The following is a 19,100-nucleotide window of genomic DNA, read 5'->3' as shown; positions in this document are numbered from 1 at the left end:
CCCTCACAGCTTCGCGAGCGCCCCCTCCACGTCCGCCCACAGGTCCTCCGGGTGTTCGATGCCCACCGAGACCCGCACCGTCCCCGGGCCGATGCCCGCCGCCGCCAAGTCGGCGTCCGAGAGCTGCCGGTGGGAGGTACTGGCCGGGTGCAGCACCAGGGTGTGGACGCCGCCGAGCGAGGGGGCCAGCGAGGCCAGGCGGACGGACTCGGTGAAGGTGCGGGCCGCCTCGCGGCCGCCGGAGAGGTCGAAGGCGAGGACGCCCCCCTGGCCGTCCGGCAGGAGGCGGCGGGCGCGGTCGTGGTCGGGGTGGGTCGACAGGCCCGGGTAGTGGACGGCGGAGACCGCCGGGTGGGCCGCCAGGCGGGTGGCCAGGTCGAGGGCGGTGTCACAGTGGCGGCGGACCCGCAGGGCGAGGGTCTGCAGGCCCCGCAGGGTCAGCCAGGCGGCGAACGGGTCCGCACTGGCTCCCAGCTCGGTCGCGAACTGCCAGACCTTCCGGTGCAGTTCGGCGTCGGCGAAGACCGCGATCCCGGCCAGGACGTCCGAGTGCCCGCCCAGGTACTTGGTGGCCGAGTGGATCACCACGTCCGCGCCGTACTCGATCGGCCGGCACAGCAGCGGGGTCGCGAAGGTGTTGTCCACGACGCTGACCACCCCCGCCCGCCTGGCGGCGCCGATCAGCCCCGGCAGGTCGGTGACCCGGGTGGTCGGGTTGGAGACCGTCTCCAGGTGCAGCAGCCGGGTGTTGGGCCGCAGGGCGGCCTCGACCTCGCCCGGGTCGGCGCCCGCGACGTGGGTCACCTCGACGCCCCACCGCTGCGCGAGGTCGGCGAGCATCGCGAAGGTGCCGCCGTACAGGCTCCGTTGGGCGATCACGTGGTCGCCGGAGCGCAGCAGGGCGAGCAGCACGGTGTTGATCGCGCCCATGCCGGAGGCGGTGGCGATCGCGCCGGTGCCGCCTTCGAGGTCGGCGACGGCGGTCTCCAGCGAGCGGACGGTCGGATTGCCGAAGCGGTTGTAGAAGAATGCCTCGCCCGGCTCGGCGAAGGCCCGTACGAGCGCGTCGCTGGTGTCGAAGGCGAAGAGGTGGCCCTGGTGCAGCGGGATGCCCAGCGGGCGGCTGCCGACGGCCTCGGCCAGCGACGGGTGGACGATCCGGCTGTCGGGGCGCAGCGCCTCGGGGTTCGGGTGGAAGTCGCTCATGCCGTCATCCTGGGCCGCTTCCGCCCGACCCGGACAGGGCCAATCACGGCCGAGTGGCCCGGTCCGGGCGCCGAAGGGGCACCTGGACCGCGTCACTCGGACTCGACCGGTCAGCGACTGCGACAGGTCGGCGGCTGTGGCAGGTCAGCGACTGCGGCGGAAGATCCGCTTCACGAGGTGGATGATGCCCCAGATCACCAGGATGATGAACAGAATGATCAGGATGATCACGACCAGCAGGAACTTGCCCAGCTTGGCGAAGAAGCCCGACTTCTTCTTCTCCGGCTTGGCCGCGAGGTGCGCGGCGGAGGCGGGCGCGGCCGCCTCGTAACGGATGCCCTGGGCGGCGTTCGTGGCAACCGGTCCCCCCGCGACGGCCGCGGCGCCCGGGGCGGCGGCGGCCGCGACGGTCCGGGGTGCGGCCACCGCCGTCGCGCTCGACGCCGCGACGCTCAGGCCCACGGCAGCCAGCAGTGCCACCAGGGCGCCGGCTATCGAACGTGCGATCCGGTGAGTCATCGTGCTCCTCGTACAGGTCCGGAGCAGCGGGGATGAGTCACAGCCGACCAGTTCTCCTGGTCTGACCAGTGATTTTCTCATCTACGCTTAGTATGCTCCTCTGAAGTTCTACAGCGGTGTAAAAGTTTAGCGACGGGCCTGCCCGGATCGGCTCCGACCCCGGGCCACGCGAATCCACCGCTTCAACGGGGGTTCCGTGGCAACTGTGGAGGATGACGCCGTGTCGGGTCGCAGGGGTTCCCCCGAAGCCGAGAATTCACCGCACCGCCCCGGGGGGCGACGGGCCGCAGGTCGGAAAACCGCCACAGAAAAGGACATACCGGACGACCGTCCGACGAGCCGGGCCAAGCCCAAGCGCAAACGCAGCACCAAGCAGAAGGTGCTCTGGATCACAGCCGGCTGCACCTCCCTCCTCCTCATCGGCGGCGGCGCCCTCTACTACCGCCTGAACAGCAACATCACCACCTTCGACGGCGACGCCCTCAGCAAGGACCGCCCGGAGGCCGCCGCCCCGGACGCCCAGGGCCGCACCCCGGTGAACGTCCTGATGATCGGCTCCGACAGTCGCGGCAACGGCAACAGCGACCTGGGCGGCGGCGGGGACGAGGGCGCCCGCTCGGACACCGCGATCCTGCTGCACGTCTACGCCGACCACAAGCACGCCGTCGGCATCTCGATCCCCCGCGACTCCCTGGTCAACATCCCGCCGTGCAAGCTCCCCAACGGCAAGTGGACCAAGGAGCAGACCAATGTGATGTTCAACAGCGCCTTCGCGGTGGGCAACACCGAGCAGGGCAACCCGGCCTGCACCCAGAACGCCGTCGAGAAGCTCACCAACCTGCGGGTCGACCACACCATCGTGGTGGACTTCAACGGCTTCGCCACCATGACCAAAGCGGTCGGCGGCGTCGACGTCTGCCTGCCGAACGACATCCACGAGGGAGACCTCAACCCCAACCTCGGCCACAAGGGCAAGCTGATCTTCGCCAAGGGCAAGCAGAAGGTGGAGGGCCAGGCCGCACTGGACTTCGTCCGGGTCCGCCACGGCATCGGCGACGGCTCCGACATCGGCCGCACCAAGCGCCAGCAGGCCTTCCTCTCCTCCCTCATCAAGCAGGTCAAGTCGCAGGGCATGGACCCGACCACCCTGCTGCCGCTGGCCGACGCGGCGACCAGGTCGCTGACCGTCGACCCCGACCTCGGCTCGGCCGCCAAGCTGATGTCCTTCGCCATGTCGATCAAGGACGTGGACCTGCACGACATCAAGTTCATCACCGCCCCGTGGCGGTACGAGGGCCCGCGCGTCGCCCTGGTCCACCCCGACGTGGACGAGCTCTGGGCCGCCCTCAAGGCCGACCGCACCATCGACGGCCAGGACGCCAGCGCCCAGCACCCGGACGCCCCCGACACCGCCGCCCCCAGCACCCCGCCCGCCGCGGCGACCCCGACCCCAACCGCGAACGCCAAGAACGCCGAGACCAAGGTCGCCGTGCTCAACAGCACGGGCGAGTCCGGCATCGGCGGCAAGGCGGCCGAGACCGTCAAGGGCGCCGGCTACACCGTGAGCACCGTCGGCAACGCGCCCGGCAAGCCCCGCAGCACCACCGTGGTCGAATACGGCACCGGCGAGCGCGCCGCCGCCGAGGCGGTGGCCAAGCTCTTCCCGGGCGCGACCGTCCAGCCCGGCGGAAAGGGCCTGAGCGTCATGGTCGGCCACGACTTCGCCGCCGCCAACCCGGGCCCCGCCGCCTCGGCGCCCGGCGCGAACCCCGGCGTCCCGGCCCCGCTACCCTCCAGCGTCAGCGGCACCGCCCGCTCGGCGGACGACGACCCCTGCGCCAACATCTCCTACGGCTGAGCCGCGACCGCGGAACGGACGACAGCGGGGCGCCCGCGGACCTCGGTCCGCGGGCGCCCCGCCCGTTTCACGGCCGTCAGCGTCTGGTCCCGCAGGACGGACAGAACGCGGCGCCCTCCGGCACGTCCTTGTGGCACTGCCCGCACTGGACGGGCTGCGCCAGCCTGAACCCGCAGCCCGGACAGAACGGCGTGCCGTGCGTCTCGGTCCGGCACTGCGGGCAGACCAGCTGCCGCGGCGTCTGGACGTCGAACTCCGCACCCGACTGCTGCCCGGCCTTGTAGGCCCGCTCGGAGACCATGTCGTTGAGGCCGCGCCGCTGCGCCGCCAGCGCCTCGGCCGCGGTGTCCGGGGCGCAGTCGAAGCACAGGCCCTGACCAGGGTCGAAGCAGCGGCCGCAGACGTAACGGGTGCACCGGCCGCAACGGTTGAAGTGCGACTCGGCGTTGGCGATCGCGCGTTGGAAGGCGGCGTCCCGGGCGGTGCCCCAGGTCTGGCCGGCCAGGCCGTCGGCGGCGTTGCTGATGGTGTTGGCGTTGCCGCCGATGAGGTTCCACGCGGCGCTGACGCCCTTGCCTATCCAGCCGGCCACCTGGCCGGTGGTGAACCGCTCGAACGGCGAGCGCCAGGTGTCGGAGCAGCGGTAGCAGTAGAACTCGAACTGGAAGCCCGCGCCGGTCCCGTACTGCTCGCACAGGTCGCGGTAGTTACTGCTGAAGTTGATCTCGGAACTCACGTCGTCCCCGGTTGCTGAAGTGGCCTGTTCGGCGGTCGCTCCCAGGGACGATGAGGGGTCTTCGAGCGGTTCCGCCGGGACTTTCCCCCCGGCTCCTCAGCCCGGAGACCGGCAGCAGCAGCATCCGATCGGGTTCGAACAGCCGCCAACCGGCGGGCTGCCCGCTGCAGCTGACCCGCAGTCGGCACCACTGCCGCCCGGCCGGGTCCCGCCACCAGCCGCTGATCCGGCCGAGCGCCCAGGTGCCGCCGCCGAGGTCGACCTCGACCGGCTGGCACACCCACCGGACGTCGGTGTCGGCCGGTTCCACGGTCGGTGCGGGGCACCGCCGACTCTCCACCACGCTTCCGCCTCCCGACCAGGCCCGCCCGGCTGCGGCCGGCTGCGGCCGAGCCCGGAACCGCGGCCCATCGCCGGAACTCTACAGCCGTGTAGAGCACGGTGGGTGGAGTTCCGGCGAAGCCCGTCCGCGGACTCGGCAGTCCCGCTCGAAGCCCGTCGGTCGATTCGGCGGGTCCCGCTCGAAGCCCTCCCGTCGGCTCAGCGGGCGTCTCGGCGCGACCGCCGGCGCCGCCACAGCGCGACCGGGACGACACCCGCGAGCGCGAGCGCCGCCGGCGCCGGGGGCGCCTCCAACGGGGCGGCCGCGGACCCGGAGGGCACCTTGTCGAAGGTGTCCGGGACGGGCAGCGTCGACCAGTCGGAGATCGGCCACGCCACCACGAAGGCCCGGCCGACGACGTCGTCCACCGGCACGAAGCCGTCCCCGGTCAAGTTGTGGTGCGGACGGGAGTCCCGCGAGTTGTTGCGGTGGTCGCCCATCACCCAGAGCTTGCCCTTGGGCACGGTGACGGTGCCGACCGGGTCGTTGTCGCAGGGCGTGGCACCGGGGAACAGGTACGGCTCGTCCAGCGCGACGCCGTTCACCTTCACCGGGCTGCCCGCGTTGCACTCGACGGTGTCACCGCCGACCGCGATCACCCGCTTGATCAGGTCCTTCTCGTCCGCCGAGGGCATCAGGCCGACGGTGCTCAGCACCTTCTGCACGGAGCCCATGAAGCCGTCGTCGTGCGTCTGCGTGCCCTCCAGCCAGCCGCCCGGATCGCGGAACACCACCACCTCGCCGCGCTCCGGCTCTGCACCGAACCACGGGGTGAGCTTGTCGACCAGCACCCGGTCACCGATCTGCAGGGTGTTCTCCATCGAACCGGAGGGGATGGAGAAGGCCTGCACGAAGAAGGTCTTGATACCGAGCGAGAGCAACAGGGCGATCACCAGCAGGATGGGCAGCTCCTGCCAGAACGGGCGCTTCCTGCGCGCGGGCTTCGCGCCCGGCTCCGCGTCGTCCGGCCCGGCCTCGCCCGCCCTGGCCTCCACGGCCTCGCCGGCACCGGCCGACCCGGCCCGTTCCGCAGCCTCGGCCCGCTCGGGGCGCTCCGCCCGCTCCTTCGTGCCACCGCTCTCGCCGGACTCCGTGCTCTGCTGCACACTCATTTCCTCGGCCCCTCCCGACGGCCTGGCGGGAGCCCGAAGCGGAAACCCCCTGTCAGGGAACGAACCTACCGAACTGAGGTTCCCGGGCGCGCCCTGACATGGATGCGCTCGCCCTGCGGACCGAAGAGACTGAGGAACTCCACCGGCTGCGAACCGGCGTTTCCGAAGGCGTGCGGGGTGCGGGTGTCGAACTCGGCGGCCTCACCGGCCGTCAGCACCAGGTCGTGCGGGCCGAGCAGCAGCCGCAGCCGCCCGGCGAGCACGTACAGCCACTCGTAGCCCTCGTGCACCTTCAACTCCAGCTCGGGCCCGACGTTCCGGCCCGGCGGCACGATGTGCTTGTACGCGTGCAGACCGCCGAGGTGCCGGGTGAGCGGGACGATCGTCTGGCCGTTCCTGGTCACCGGGCGCGGGTGGATCCGCGGGTCGCCGGTGGCCGGGGCGCCGACCAGTTCGTCCAGCGGCACCCGGTACTCCCGGGCCAGCGGCAGCAGCAGCTCCAGGGTCGGCTTGCGCTGCCCGGACTCCAACCGGGACAGCGTGCTGAGCGAAATGCCGGTCGCGGCGGCCAGTTTGGCGAGCGTGGTGCCGCGCTCCCGACGCAGGGCCCGCAGCCGCGGGCCCACCGTGGTGAGGACGTTCTCGAACTCTTCGTCGGCCATGCCTGCCATTCGCCGGGACGGCAAGGGTGGTTGTCAATCCGGCACACCGTGGAACGTGCTCGCCGCTCCCGGGCGACGCGCCCGCACGGACGACGGCGGGGCCCGGTGACGATCGGGAGATCGCCGCCGGGCCCCGCGCTCCGGATCAGCGGTACTCGCGCAGCCGGGGCCGCACCCCCAGCGCGGTGAGGCCGAGCGCCAACACCAGCGTGCCGCCGGCCAGGGCCGCCGTGGTGCCGTCGAGGTCGCTGTCGGTCTCGGCGACCGCCGTCTCCATCGCCGTCCGGTTGATCGCGATGGTGTCCCCCATGGCCGTGCTCAGCTGCTCGAACTCGTAGTTGGACTGGCCCTTGGCGAGCCCGGTGTTGAGCGTGACCGCGTCCTTGAGCTTGCCCTCGTTGCGCAGATCGCGGATCTTGCGATCGGTCACCTGGTAGTCCTGGAAGCCGGTCAGCACCCGCTCTGCGGCATCGTGCTCGCCGGCGAAGGTGATGTTGCGCAGTTCGCTGCCCAGGTACCCGCCGAAGGGAACGGCCGCGTGGTTCGACCGGTACCCGTTCGCGGCGGACTGGAGCTGGGCGTTGTAGCCGGCCATGGTCGCGCCGTCCAGCCGCACGATCGCCTGGCTCTGGTCGAAGTAGGCCTGCTCGTACGCGGCCGCGCGCGTCGGGTCGGTGAGGTAACGGCTCTCGTCGGCGTTCATGTCGAAGGCGACGGCGCGGGCCCGGCTGAGCGCTATCACCGAGTCGTAGGCGTCGCTCTTGGCGGTCACCAGGTGGTCGTCGGCGCGGCCCACCAGGTACAGCCCGGCCACCAGGACGATGCCGGTCAGCACGGTGACTGCGGCCAGCGCCGGGTTGACCACCCGGTGGTAGCGCAGGGTCAGGACGCGCTGGAGCCCGACCAGGGCGGCGAGGGCGAGCAGGCCGCCCACGAGCAGCCACCACCAGCCGCTGCCCATGGCGTCGCGCTGCTCGGTGTACACCCGGTCGACGGTGGCCTCGTTGGCGGCGGTGACCTGATCCGCGGCGGGCAGCAGCTGCTGGCGCAGCAGGTCGGTGGCCTGTCGGTAGGCGTCCAGGGCGGCGGGCGAGGGCTGGCCGGCCGGGGCCTTGGCCTGCTCCTCCAGCAGCTGGGCGCGGGCCACCAGGGCCTCGTAACCGCCGAGCTTGCCGAGTACCAGCTGCACGGCGCGCTGCCCGGCCGGATCGTCGGCGGCGGCCTGGGCGGCCTGCTGGAGGTCGTTGTCGGCCTGGTCGCGGCGCTGCTCGTAGGTGTCCAGGGTCTGCTTGCGCAGCGTCGCGTAGTCCGGGTCGGAGCCGACCAGCAGGAGGTTGGCGGCCTGGGCGTCCATGTCGCTGAGCGCGAAGTAGAGGTCGGCGGCTCGGGTGGCCTGCGGGGCCGCCCGGTGGCCGATGGTGTCGGTGCCGTCCCGGGCGCCGCCGAGGACGGTGGTGGCGGTGGCGCCGAGGCCGATCAGGGTGGCCAGGCTCAGCGCGGTGAGACTGCGGACCAGGCGCGGGGTGGTCCAGTAGGACCGGCTGCCGACCGTCCGCAGGCCCTGGCCGAGCCTGGCCAGGGTGCCGGGCGGGACACCGGGTACGGCCGGAACGGGGCTGTCGCCCCCTTCTCCGGCCGCCTCCTCCGAGGTGGCCGTTCTACGCGCTGTCGAGGTGGTCATGACCGTACGTCCCTCTCCCCCGTTGCACGGTCTGCCAGGGGTTTCCCCCGAACGCAGATCCGTTTCTCTCCGCCGGGCGAGGCTAGTGCCGCGCCACCTGGGATGAGACGCCTCCTGACGCCTCCTTGACACCGCCGGGCGCCGTTCTTGACGCTTTCTTAGCGCCGCTGCGGCGCCCGGCGGGGTCGGTCCTGCGTGAGGTGTCGGTGGAGCGGTCAGCTCTGCCCGGCCTTGCGGCCGTGGTTCGCCTTCTTCTTCCGCCGGGCCTTCTTCTTGCGGGCGCGCTCGGACTTCGTGCCCTTCCTGTCGTTCCTCGGAGTTCGGGGTTGCTTCAGGCCCTCGGGCCGGACCGCTTCAGACGGTCTGGCCGACCAGCTGGTCGGCGAGCTTGACCAGCTGCTTCACCGAACGCTCCTCCTGGGCGGCCGGGACGCTCTGGGCGACGGCGCCGCCGTCGAAGTACGCCCCGTCGGTCAGCTCGACGTCCGGCAGGCAGAGCCGCACCACGGCCGCCGCACCATCCGCCGCCGGCGCGCCGGTGCGCCGGTGCGCCCGTACGGCGATGGGGCGGGGTGCGGCGCGGGCCGTGCCCTCCGGCGGGAAGGCGCGGAATCAGCGCACGGCGATGACGACCACGGCAGCACGGACCGGCTGCCGCCTATGCGGCGGACGGTCGTGATGGCGTACCGGGCGGTTCATGCAGCTCATCCAACCCGCCCCCGCCCGCCGGGGCAAGCACCGCACCGGCGCCCTGACGAATCCCTGACGCGCCCCGAATGCCCTTACGTCCAACCGGGGTTGACGGACCCACCGGGATCTCAGAGCCTCGGCCCGCCGAACGGTCCCGGTCGCCGGCGGCGGGCTCCCCGCCACCGGCACCCTCAGCCGCCACGGCCCGTGTCACCCTCCGGTTCGCAGCACCACCAACGAACGTACCGGGGCAGCACGTTCGTCCTGGTGAAGCGGCTACGGACCGCCTCCGCCCCCACTACGCTACGTGCCATGACTTCTTCGGAGACGACCCCCGGGCGGGGCACGGCGGTGGTGATCGGCGGCGGGCTGGCCGGCGTGGTGGCGGCCTGGGCGCTACGGGGCTGCGCCGAGCGGATCGTCGTGGTGGAGCGGGACCGTTACCCGGACGAGCCGGCGTTCCGGGCCGGCGTGCCGCAGGGGCGGCACGCGCACCTGGTGCTGGAGGCAGGGCACCGGGTGCTGGAGGAGATGATGCCGGGCATCAAGCAGGAGCTGACGGACGCGGGCGCGCTCCGGGTCGCCACTTCGGGTGACCTGAAGTGGCTCAGCTCGGCCGGGTGGATGGCCGACTACCCCGCGCGGATGGCCTTCCTCAGCTGCACCCGGCCGGTGCTGGACAAGGTGGTGCTGGACCGGGTCCGCACCGAACCCTCGATCGAGTTCCTGGAGGGCACCGACGTGGTCGGGCTGCTGGGCTCGGCGCGAGCGGTGACCGGGGTCAAGGTCCGCGCCCGCGACTCGGGGCGTGACTCGGGGCGTGACTCGGGGCGTGACTCGGGCCGCGACTCGGGACGGAGCTCCGCTCGCGGTGAAGTCCGCGACATCGCGGCCGAGTTGGTGGTCGACGCGTCCGGCCGCTCGACCTCGGTACCGAAGTGGCTCGCCGAACTGGGCTGCCGCCCGGTACCCGAGGAGCGGGTGGACGCCGGCGTCGCGTACTCCTCCCGACTGTTCCACCGCCCGCCCGGGGTCGACCTCGGCTACCAGGCGATCTACCTGCAGACCAAGGCACCCGACAAGCCGCGGATGGGCGTACTTCTGCCGGTCGAGGGCGACCGCTGGATCGTCAGCCTGGCAGGGATGCGCGGCGCCGAACCCGAGCCCGGCGAGGAGGGTTTCACCAAGCACCTGGCCCAACTGCGCGATCCGGGCCTGCGCGAAGCGCTGCGGGACGCCGAACCGGCGGGCGAGGTACGAGGCTTCCTGCCCGGCCCGGGGGTACGGCGCCACTACGAGCGCAGCTCCCCGGAAGGCCTGGTGGCGGTCGGCGACGCCGCGAGCACCTTCAACCCGGTGTACGGCCAGGGAGTCACCGTCTCCTTGTTCTGCGCCCAGGCGCTGCGCCGCATCGCGCTCCGGCACGGCGGTGTCGGGCACGCCACGGCCCGTGCCGCCCGGCGGGAGATCGCGGCGGTGTCCAAGAACCCCTGGGTGATGTCCTGCGCCGAGGACGTCCGCTTCGCCGCCACCACCGGCGGCCCGTCCGGCGCACTGATCAAGGTCCAGCACCGCTTCCTGGACAAGGTACTGGCCGGCGCCACCCGCGATCCGCTGGTCACGGCCGCGTTCCACGAGGTGATGTCCCTGGTGTCACCGCCCACGATACTGTTCCGCCCGTCGGTGCTGGCCGCCGTCCTGCGGGGTTGACGCTTGCGGAGCTGACACGTGCGGAGCCGCTCACGGCGTGAGGTGCGCGGCGACGTACGGCAGCGCGACCTGCTCCAGAGCGCGCTGCCCGAAGGCCGGGTGGACGTTGACCTCGAAGACCACGCCGCCGCTCTCGGCGGCGAGGTCGACACCCGCCAGCTCCAGCCCGAGCGATTCGGCCGCGAAGACCGCCGACTTCGCCAACCCGTCGGGAAGTTCATCGACTTCCAGCAGGGTGGAGACGGCTCCTCGGCACTCGTTACAGGGCGCGTCCGGGTCCGCCTGGACGTGCTCCACCGCGCGGACCACCGTGCCGCGCAGCACCACCACCCGATACTGGTGGCGGCGGCCGTCCGGCAGGAAGTTCCGGGCGTCGCGGGCGATCAGCCAGTCAACCCCCGCCTCGGCGTAGTGCCGTGCGACGGCGTCGAGTCGGGTGCGGGTGGTGACGTGGAAGACGTCCTCGCCGCCCATCCCGACGCAGGGCCGGGCCCAGACGTCGCCGCCGAGCCGCTGGAAGGCCTCGGCGGCGACCCCCGGACTCGGCCGGGAGAGCACCACACTGGGCATCTGCGGCACGCCGTCCCGGGCGAAGCGGGCGACGGTGCGGTCCTTCTCGGTGGCCGCCCGCCACGCCTCGGGGTCGGTGCCGAGCGAGCGGGCGCCGTACGCGCGCAGCTGCCGCTGGCAGTCGGCGAAGGCGCGGCGGCGGTGCGGCGGGATCTCGTAGACGATCACCGTCTCAGCGGTGACGGTCTGCCCGTCCACCGTGAGCCGGAGGCCGTCCGGACCGTCGGCGGGCTCGATCCGGCCGCTGCCGCCATCCATGAAGTGCCGCGCGTCGAGGTCGACGGGCGCGCGGCCGGTGAGCGTCCGCACGGCGGTGGCGAGGACGTCCCGGCTGCCTTCGGTCGAGCTGTGATCGGTGAGGAGAACGAGGTCGCGTCGGCGCATGCGGCCATGGAAGCGGTCCCTCGTGGTCGGGACAAGACGGCCCCGCGCGCCACGGTGACCGAAACCCCTCGCGGACCGGCGGCGGGGCCGTCCGGCACGGCCGTTGACCAGACCGCTGACGAGGCCGTTGAGCAGACCGTTGACCAGGCCGTTGACAAGGCCGCCGAGCAGGTCCGCCGAGTACGGCCGCGACCGCTAATTCGGATTCAGCCACGACCTGGAGCTGGTGGAGGAGACCGTCAACCGGGTCTTCCACCTGGACCCGACCCGCGCCACCATCGACATCCACAACACCGGCTGGCAGGCCTATCTCACCCAGCGCGCGACCGACGAACGCCGCCGCGCCCGCGAGCGGGCCAACGCCGAACGCAAGGCCGCCGCCCTGCACGCCCAGGCCGACCGGATGCGCGCCAACGTCGCCACCGCGACGACGGCCCGCAGCATGGCCCGCCGCGCCGACCGGATGCCGGCCGAGCTCGAACCCGTCCGGCAGGCCGAGCGCACCGCCTGGATCCGGCTGCCCGAACCCGCGCCCTGCGGCCGGATGCCGCTCGGCGCGATCAGCCTCGCCAAGGCCTACGGCGACCGGCCGGTGCTGACCGGGCTGGACCTCGCCGTCGACCGCGGCAGCCGGCTGGTCGTCCTCGGGCTCAACGGTGCGGGCAAGACCACGCTGCTGCGGATCCTGGCCGGCCAGGAGGCCCCGGACTCCGGCCGCGTCGCCCCCGGGACGGGGCTACGCCTCGGCTACTTCGCCCAGGAGCACGACACCCTGGACCCGGCGCTCAGCGTCCGCGACAACCTCGCCAAGGCCGCGCCCGACCTGACCGACGGCGAACTGCGGCACGTGCTCGGCGCGTTCCTCTTCCGCGGCGACGACGCCGACAAGCCCACCAGGGTCCTGTCCGGCGGCGAGAAGACCCGCCTCGCCCTGGCCGCCCTGGTCCAGATCGGCGGAACACTCTGGCACCCTACCTGGCCTGCGGCAAAGCACACGAAGCTGCACGGCTGGTCTCTCTGCACGGGCATGTGGGCGGGCACGTCTGGGCGGTGCGGAACCCCCGCAAGACCAGGCGTTCACCCGGGCCGCTGTCAGAACACCACGACCGAGCGGAGCACGTCGCCCCCGTGCATCCGCTCAAAGGCCTTCTCCACCTCGTCCAGGGCGATGGTCTCGGTGACGAACGCGTCCAGGTCCAGGCGGCCCTGCAGATACAGGTCGATCAGCATCGGGAAGTCCCGGGAGGGCAGGCAGTCGCCGTACCAGGAGGACTTCAGGGCGCCCCCGCGGCCGAAGACATCCAGCAGGGGCAGCTCCAGCTTCATCTCCGGGGTCGGAACGCCGACGAGCACCACCGTCCCCGCCAGGTCGCGGGCGTAGAAGGCCTGCTGGTACGTCTCCGGGCGGCCGACCGCCTCGATCACCACGTCCGCGCCGAAGCCGCCGGTCAGCTCGCGGACCGCCTCGACCGCGTCGACCTCCATCGAGTTCACCGTGTGCGTGGCACCGATCCGCCGCGCCGTCGCCAGCTTCCGGCCGTCGATGTCGACCGCGATGATCTTCGCAGCGCCGGCGAGCCGCGACCCGAGGACGGCCGCGTCGCCGACGCCGCCGCAGCCGATCACGGCGACCGTGTCCCCCCGGCCCACGCCGCCTGTGTTGATGGCCGCGCCGATGCCGGCCATCACACCGCAGCCGAGCAGTCCGGCCACGGCCGGCGAGGCCGCCGGGTCGACCTTCGTGCACTGCCCGGCGGCGACCAGGGTCTTCTCGGCGAAGGCGCCGATGCCGAGGGCCGGGGACAGTTCCTGGCCGCTGGAAGCGAGGGTCATCTTCTGCCGGGCGTTGTGCGTGTTGAAGCAGTACCAGGGCCGCCCGCGCAGACACGCGCGGCACTGGCCGCAGACCGCCCGCCAGTTGAGGATCACGAAGTCGCCGGGTGCCACCTCGGTCACGCCCTCGCCGACCGCCTCCACCACGCCCGCGGCCTCGTGGCCGAGCAGGAACGGGAAGTCGTCGCTGATGCCGCCCTCGCGGTAGTGCAGGTCGGTGTGGCAGACGCCGCAGGCCTGCACGGCGACCAGCGCCTCGCCGGGGCCCGGGTCGGGCACCACGACCGTCTCGACCCGCACCGGCTCGCCCTTGGCGGGGGCGATGACTCCCTTGACCTGATGGGACATTGCACGACACCTTTCGCTGTGGGTGTGATCCGGCAGGGACGGACGGGTCAGCCGCGGAGCCGTTCCGTCACCCACTCGTGGAAGGCCCCGATGTGGTGCTCGCTCGGCACCAGCACGCCGCCCCGCGCGTAGGCGCGGGAATCCATGCCAAGCTGGGTGCGGTCGCACGCCTCGAAGTCCTGCACGTTCACCCGGTGGAAGAGCTCCACCGAGCGGGACAGGTCCGTACCCGACTCGACCACGTCCTTGATGAAGAGCCAGTCGCACTCGACGACCGTGCGGTCCACCGCGAGGGGGTACATCCGGTGGACGATCACGTGGTCGGGCACCAGGTTGATGAACACCTGCGGCTTGACGGTGATCGCGTAGTACCTGCGGTCCTGCTCCTCGGAGACGCCGGGGATCCGCTCGACCCCGGCACTTCCGTCCACGGTGAAGCCCTCGGCCTCCGTCGCGAACTCGGCACCGTGCCCGACGTAGTACTGGGCCGCGTAGCCGCCGGCGAACTCGGGCAGCACCTCGGTGAGTTCGGGGTGGATCGTGGCGCAGTGGTAGCACTCCATGAAGTTCTCGATGATCAGCTTCCAGTTCGCCCGCACCTCGTAGCGGATGCGCCGCCCCACGGCGAGCTCGTCGGCCTGGTAGTGGTCGATCGCGTGCGGGTCGCCGAGCCGCTCGGTTGCGGCGCCGATCACGTCGTCCTCGAAGGACGGCGGGTCGTCGGCCAGACAGACCCAGACGTACCCGAGCCACTCCCGCACGTGCACCGGGACCAGGCCGTAGGCCGTCCGGTCGACGTCGGGCATGCTGGTCAGGTTGGGCGCGGCCACCAGCTTGCCGTCCAGCCCGTACGTCCAGGCGTGGTAGGGGCATTGGAAGTTCCGCTTGACCTCGCCGGACTCCTCGGTGCAGATCCGGGCACCGCGGTGGCGGCAGATGTTGAGGAAGGCCTTGATCGTGTGGTCTCGGGAACGGGTCACCAGCACGCTCTCCCGGCCGACCTGCACGGTCCGGAACTTGCCCGGCGCATCCAGGTCGGCGGCGCGCACGACGCAGAACCACATCGCCTCGAAGATCTTCTCCTGCTCCAGCGCGAAGATCTGCGGGTCGGTGTAGGAGGATCCGGGCAGGGTGCTGATCAGGCTCGGTGGGAGTTCGGTCGCGGTCACGGCGGTCGCCTCTCGTGAGTGGGGAACCGGGATGCCTGACGGATGGCCGGCCGGGATCACCGGCGGATGCGTGCCATCTCCGGGTCGAACAGCGGCTCCTGGGCGACCGTGGCGGGTAGCAGCTCCCCGAAGTACTCGACGTGCACCCGGTTTCCGGGGGCCGCGGCGGTCGGCAGCCATGCGTAGGCGATGGACCTGCCGACGGTGTACCCGTACGCGGCGCTGGTGACGTAGCCCGCCGGCGCGCCGTCGACGTACACCGGCTCCTTGCCCATCACCACGGCCTGCGGGTCGTCCAGCAGCAGGCAGGTGAGCCGGCGGGAGACGGTCTCCTCGCCGAGGCCGGCCAGCGCGTCGCGGCCGAGGAAGTCGCCCTTGTCCATCCGGACGGCGAAGCCGAGGCCGGCCTCGTACGGGTTGTGCTCTACGGTCAGGTCCGTCCCCCAGGAGCGGTAGCCCTTCTCCAGGCGGAGGCTGTTGAACGCGCTGCGGCCGGCGGCGACCAGGCCCAGCGGTCGGCCCGCCCGCCACAGGGTGTCCCAGAGCTGCGGCCCGGCGTCGGCGGTGGTGTACAGCTCCCAGCCGAGCTCACCGACGTAGCTCAGGCGCATCGCGGTGACCGGGACGTTGCCGAGGTACGCGTGCCTGGCCTTGAAGTAGCCGAAGCCGCGGTGCGAGAAGTCGGCGTCGGTCAGTGGCTGGACCAGCTCGCGGGCGAGCGGGCCCCAGACGCCGAGGCAGCAGGTGCCGGCGGTGATGTCGCGGACCTGGACCGTGCTGTCCTCCGGCAGGTGCCGGGTGAGCCAGTCGAGGTCGAGGTTGCCGTTGGCGCCGACCTGGAAACGGTGCTCGCCGAGCCGAGCCACGGTCAGATCGCTTCGCAATCCGCCGGATTCGTCGAGCAGCAGGGTGTAGGTGACCGAACCGACCGGCTTGTCCAGCTGGTTGGTGGTGAGGTACTGCAGGAAGCCGAGCGCTCCGGGGCCGGTGACCTCCAGTCGCTTGAGGGCCGTCATGTCGTAGAGCGCGACCCGCTCACGGGTGGCCAGCGCCTCTGCGCCCGCGATGGGCGACCAGTACCGCGAGGCCCATTCGCCCCGCCCCGGGATGCCGGCCACCTCGGGCAGGTCGGCGTTGGCCTCGTACCAGTGCGGGCGCTCCCAGCCGGAGGCCTCCAGGAAGACCGCGCCGAGTTCCCGCTGCCGGGTGTGGAACGGGCTGACCCTCAGCGGGCGCGGCTCCTCCATCGGCTGCAGCGGGTGGAGGATGTCGTAGACCTCGACGAAGTTCTGGCAGCTGCGCCGGTGCACGTAGGAGGGCGCGAGCTGGACCTGCTCGAACCGGTTCAGGTCGCATTCGTGCAGGTCGGTGCGCGGCCTGCCCTCGACCAGCCACTCCGCCATGGCCTGCGCCACGCCCGCCGAATGCGTCACCCACACGGCCTCCGCCACCCAGAAGCCGCGCAGCTCGGGCGCCTCGCCCAGGAGCGGGAAGCCGTCCGTGGTGAAGGAGAAGATGCCGTTGAAGCCCTCCTCGACCTTCGTCCCGGCCAGCGCGGGCAGCAGCGTCTTGGAATCGTTCCAAGCCGGCTCGAAGTCCTCCTCGGTGAACGCCATCATCGAGGGCATGACCGGACCGCCGGGGGCGGCCACCCCGGCGAGGTCGACGGGCATCGGGCGGTGGGCGTAGGAGCCGATGCCGATCCGGTCCACGTGCTCGCGGAAGTACAGGTCGCGGTCCTGGTGCCGCAGGATCGGCTTGGACGCCTCCAGCAGCTCGGAGTTGTGGCCGGCCAGTGCGGGCACCGGGGTGGTCCTGGCGTACTGGTGGGCCATGGGGACCAGCGGCACGGCGAGACCGGCCATCCGCCCGATCCTCGGCCCCCAGAACCCGGCGCAGGAGACCACGACGTCGGCGGGGAAGGTGCCCCGGTCGGTCACCACGGCGGCGACCCGGCCGTGCGCCGAATCGATCCCGGTCACGGTGTGGCGCCCGAGGAACCGCGCGCCCCGCGCGATCGCCCGGCGGGCCTGCGCCTCGGCGGCCCGCAGTGCCTTGGCCAGGCCGTCGTCCGGGGTGTGGAATCCGGCGAGCACCTGGCTGCGGTCGAGCAGAGGGTGGAGCTCGGCACACTGGTCCGCGTCGAGCAGGTGGGCCCGGACGCCCCAGGAGGCGGCGTAGCCGTGCTTGCGCTTGAGTTCCTCCACCCGCTCCGGTGTGGTGGCGACCTCCAGGCCTCCGACCTTGCGGAAGCACCACTGTCCGTCCAGCGAGAGCGCGGAGTACTTGTCGACGGTGTAACGCGCGAACTCGGCCATCGTCTTGGAGGAGTTGGTCTGGAAGACCAGACCGGGAGCGTGCGAACTGGACCCGCCGGTGGCGAACAGCGGTCCCTGTTCGAGCACCGTGACGTCCGTCCAACCGCGCGCGGTGAGTTCGTCGCCCAGCGCGCATCCCACGATTCCGGCGCCGACGATCACGACCTTCGGGTGAGCTGTCAAGTGATCCGCCCCCTCTTGGGAGATCGGAGTTGCATAATGCGCAAATCAATGCGCGATATGGAACAGCGTCGACCGCCGGTCGGACCGTGTCAAGACTCCGCCCCCAACTCCCGTGCGCCTGGGAGGAGTCACGGCCCACCCCCTTGACACCCCTTTTCCGTCCTTCCATACTCAGCGGCACGTTGCGGATAAAGACAATCGTCTCAAATTACGCAACTCATCCGAGGAGGCGGCGGCCATGCGCCCATCGATCCGCTCCGCATCACTGCTCATCGCCGATGCCTGGACGGCGGCCGAGGACGGTCGCGAGCGCGAGGTCGTCAACCCGTTCGACGCCTCCGCCCTGGCGACCGTCGCCGAGGCGTCCGCGCGCGACGCCGATCGAGCCGTACGGGCCGCCCGCGCCGCGTTCGACGAGGGCTCCTGGGCCCGCGCCCCGGCCACCCGGCGCGCCGCCGTACTGACCGCCGTCGCCGACGCGCTCCAGGAGCAGCGCGACGAACTGGCCCGACTGGAGTCGCTCGACACCGGCAAGACCCTGACCGAGAGCCGGTTCGACGTCGACGACTCGACGGCCGTCCTGCGCTACTACGCGGCCCTGGTGACCACCGACGCGGGCCGCACGGTCGACACCGGGCGCTCGGACGCGGTCAGCCGGATGGTCCACGAGCCGGTCGGCGTCTGCGCACTGATCACGCCGTGGAACTACCCGCTGCTGCAGATCACTTGGAAACTCGCCCCGGCGCTGGCCGCGGGCAACACAGTGGTCGCCAAGCCCAGCGAGATCACCCCGCTCACCACCATCCGCCTTTTCGAGATCCTCCGGGAACGGCTCGCCGAGGCCGGCGCACCCGGCGGCACGGCGAACCTGGTGCTCGGCGCCGGGCCGGTCGGGGCGGCACTGGCCGAACACCCCGGGGTGGACTTGGTCTCCTTCACCGGCGGCCTGGCCACCGGACAGTCCGTCATGCGGGCGGCGGCCGCCACGGTCAAGAAGGTCGCACTGGAACTCGGCGGCAAGAACCCGAACATCGTCTTCGCCGATGCCGACCTGGAGGCGGCGGTGGACTTCGCGCTCACCGCCGCGTTCCTGCACTCGGGACAGGTCTGCTCGGCCGGCTCCCGGCTCATCCTCCACCGCAGCCTGCACCGCGAGTTCACCGCCGAGCTGGCCCGTCGCGCCGACCGCATCCGGCTCGGCGACGGTCTCGCCGAAGGCACCGAATCCGGCCCGCTGATCTCCGCCGAGCACCGCGAGAAGGTCGAGCGCCACATCGCCGGCGCCCTCGCCGAAGGCGCCGCCCTGCGCGCGGGCGGCGCCCGCCCCACCGAGCCCGGACTCCAGGCCGGCTACTTCCTGCGGCCGACCGTCCTCGACGGATGCCACGCCGGCATGGCCGTGGTCCGCGAGGAGGTCTTCGGCCCCGTCCTCACCGTCGAGACCTTCGACCACGAGGACGAGGCACTGGTCCTGGCCAACGACACGCCGTACGGACTGGCCGGTGCCGTCTGGACCCGGGACCCCGGCCGCGGCGAGCGGCTGGCGGCCCGGCTGCGTCTGGGCACTGTCTGGATCAACGACTACCACCCGTACGTCCCGCAGGCGGAGTGGGGTGGTTTCAAGCAGTCCGGCACCGGCCGCGAACTCGGCCCCTCCGGCCTGCGCGAGTACCAGGAGACCAAGCACATCTGGCGCACCGTCAACCCAGTCCCCCAGCACTGGTTCTCCGGCTGAGTAA

14 protein-coding genes and 1 pseudogene are annotated in these 19,100 nt (G+C 72.0%); 4 read left to right on the top strand and 11 right to left on the bottom strand.

Annotation, left to right across the window (positions count from 1 at the left end; translation table 11 throughout):
• Positions 1–3 precede the first annotated feature (3 nt).
• Both ACH4E7_RS10325 and ACH4E7_RS10320 read right to left on the bottom strand, forming a co-directional pair.
• Complete coding sequence (locus tag ACH4E7_RS10325; protein ID WP_396248580.1) at positions 4–1,206, bottom strand: trans-sulfuration enzyme family protein; 1,203 nt, start codon at positions 1,204–1,206, stop codon at positions 4–6.
• A gap of 144 nt (positions 1,207–1,350) precedes the next feature.
• Positions 1,351–1,725 (bottom strand): hypothetical protein, encoded by a 375-nt coding sequence (locus ACH4E7_RS10320; RefSeq protein ID WP_396248579.1) that lies wholly within the window; start codon positions 1,723–1,725, stop codon positions 1,351–1,353.
• A 379-nt stretch (positions 1,726–2,104) separates the two neighbouring features.
• Here ACH4E7_RS10320 and ACH4E7_RS10315 point away from each other — a divergent pair, with 379 nt between their 5' ends.
• Positions 2,105–3,583: an LCP family protein gene (locus tag ACH4E7_RS10315; RefSeq protein ID WP_396248578.1), complete on the top strand. Its 1,479-nt coding sequence runs from the start codon at positions 2,105–2,107 to the stop codon at positions 3,581–3,583.
• Between the two features lie 76 nt (positions 3,584–3,659).
• Here ACH4E7_RS10315 and ACH4E7_RS10310 read toward each other — a convergent pair whose 3' ends face one another.
• From ACH4E7_RS10310 to ACH4E7_RS10290, 5 genes are all read right to left on the bottom strand, one after another.
• Entirely contained in the window at positions 3,660–4,319 is a 660-nt protein-coding gene (locus ACH4E7_RS10310) for a zinc ribbon domain-containing protein (protein WP_396248577.1), read from the bottom strand.
• Positions 4,320–4,859: 540 nt separating this feature from the next.
• Positions 4,860–5,813: a signal peptidase I gene (gene lepB / locus ACH4E7_RS10305; RefSeq protein ID WP_396248576.1), complete on the bottom strand. Its 954-nt coding sequence runs from the start codon at positions 5,811–5,813 to the stop codon at positions 4,860–4,862.
• 65 nt (positions 5,814–5,878) lie between these two features.
• On the bottom strand, positions 5,879–6,475 hold the full coding sequence (locus ACH4E7_RS10300) for a helix-turn-helix domain-containing protein (protein WP_396248575.1): 597 nt from the start codon (positions 6,473–6,475) through the stop codon (positions 5,879–5,881).
• 145 nt (positions 6,476–6,620) lie between these two features.
• Complete coding sequence (locus tag ACH4E7_RS10295) at positions 6,621–8,156, bottom strand: hypothetical protein (protein ID WP_396248574.1); 1,536 nt, start codon at positions 8,154–8,156, stop codon at positions 6,621–6,623.
• A gap of 354 nt (positions 8,157–8,510) precedes the next feature.
• Complete coding sequence (locus tag ACH4E7_RS10290) at positions 8,511–8,663, bottom strand: hypothetical protein (RefSeq protein WP_396248573.1); 153 nt, start codon at positions 8,661–8,663, stop codon at positions 8,511–8,513.
• A 495-nt stretch (positions 8,664–9,158) separates the two neighbouring features.
• On the opposite strand from ACH4E7_RS10290, the gene ACH4E7_RS10285 reads away from it, so the two are divergent.
• A complete protein-coding gene (locus ACH4E7_RS10285) occupies positions 9,159–10,556 on the top strand; it encodes an FAD-binding monooxygenase (RefSeq protein ID WP_396248572.1) in 1,398 nt (465 codons plus the stop codon).
• Between the two features lie 30 nt (positions 10,557–10,586).
• Here the strand turns inward: ACH4E7_RS10285 and ACH4E7_RS10280 are convergent, their stop codons facing one another.
• Positions 10,587–11,510, bottom strand: coding sequence for a RimK family alpha-L-glutamate ligase (locus tag ACH4E7_RS10280; protein WP_396248571.1), 924 nt, complete (start codon positions 11,508–11,510; stop codon positions 10,587–10,589).
• Between the two features lie 208 nt (positions 11,511–11,718).
• Here ACH4E7_RS10280 and ACH4E7_RS10275 point away from each other — a divergent pair.
• Positions 11,719–12,474: pseudogene (locus ACH4E7_RS10275) on the top strand (ATP-binding cassette domain-containing protein); the annotation flags it as partial.
• 128 nt (positions 12,475–12,602) lie between these two features.
• Here the strand turns inward: ACH4E7_RS10275 and ACH4E7_RS10270 are convergent.
• Genes ACH4E7_RS10270 through ACH4E7_RS10260 form a run of 3 tightly spaced genes read right to left on the bottom strand, consistent with a single transcriptional unit; the run spans position 12,603 to position 17,361 of the window.
• A complete protein-coding gene (locus ACH4E7_RS10270; RefSeq protein WP_396248570.1) occupies positions 12,603–13,691 on the bottom strand; it encodes an S-(hydroxymethyl)mycothiol dehydrogenase in 1,089 nt (362 codons plus the stop codon).
• 47 nt (positions 13,692–13,738) lie between these two features.
• Positions 13,739–14,860, bottom strand: a complete 1,122-nt coding sequence (locus tag ACH4E7_RS10265; protein WP_396248569.1) for an aromatic ring-hydroxylating dioxygenase subunit alpha — start codon at positions 14,858–14,860, stop codon at positions 13,739–13,741.
• Positions 14,861–14,916: 56 nt separating this feature from the next.
• Positions 14,917–17,361: an FAD-dependent oxidoreductase gene (locus ACH4E7_RS10260; RefSeq protein WP_396248568.1), complete on the bottom strand. Its 2,445-nt coding sequence runs from the start codon at positions 17,359–17,361 to the stop codon at positions 14,917–14,919.
• A gap of 238 nt (positions 17,362–17,599) precedes the next feature.
• Between ACH4E7_RS10260 and ACH4E7_RS10255 the strand changes: the two genes are divergently transcribed.
• The gene (locus tag ACH4E7_RS10255) at positions 17,600–19,096 is read left to right on the top strand and encodes an aldehyde dehydrogenase family protein (RefSeq protein WP_396248567.1); all 1,497 of its coding nucleotides are present in this window, start codon (positions 17,600–17,602) and stop codon (positions 19,094–19,096) included.
• Positions 19,097–19,100 lie beyond the last annotated feature (4 nt).

This window comes from Kitasatospora sp. NPDC018058 (assembly GCF_044327205.1).
Lineage (GTDB): Bacteria > Actinomycetota > Actinomycetes > Streptomycetales > Streptomycetaceae > Kitasatospora.
This window is presented reverse-complemented; position numbering and strand designations above follow the sequence as displayed.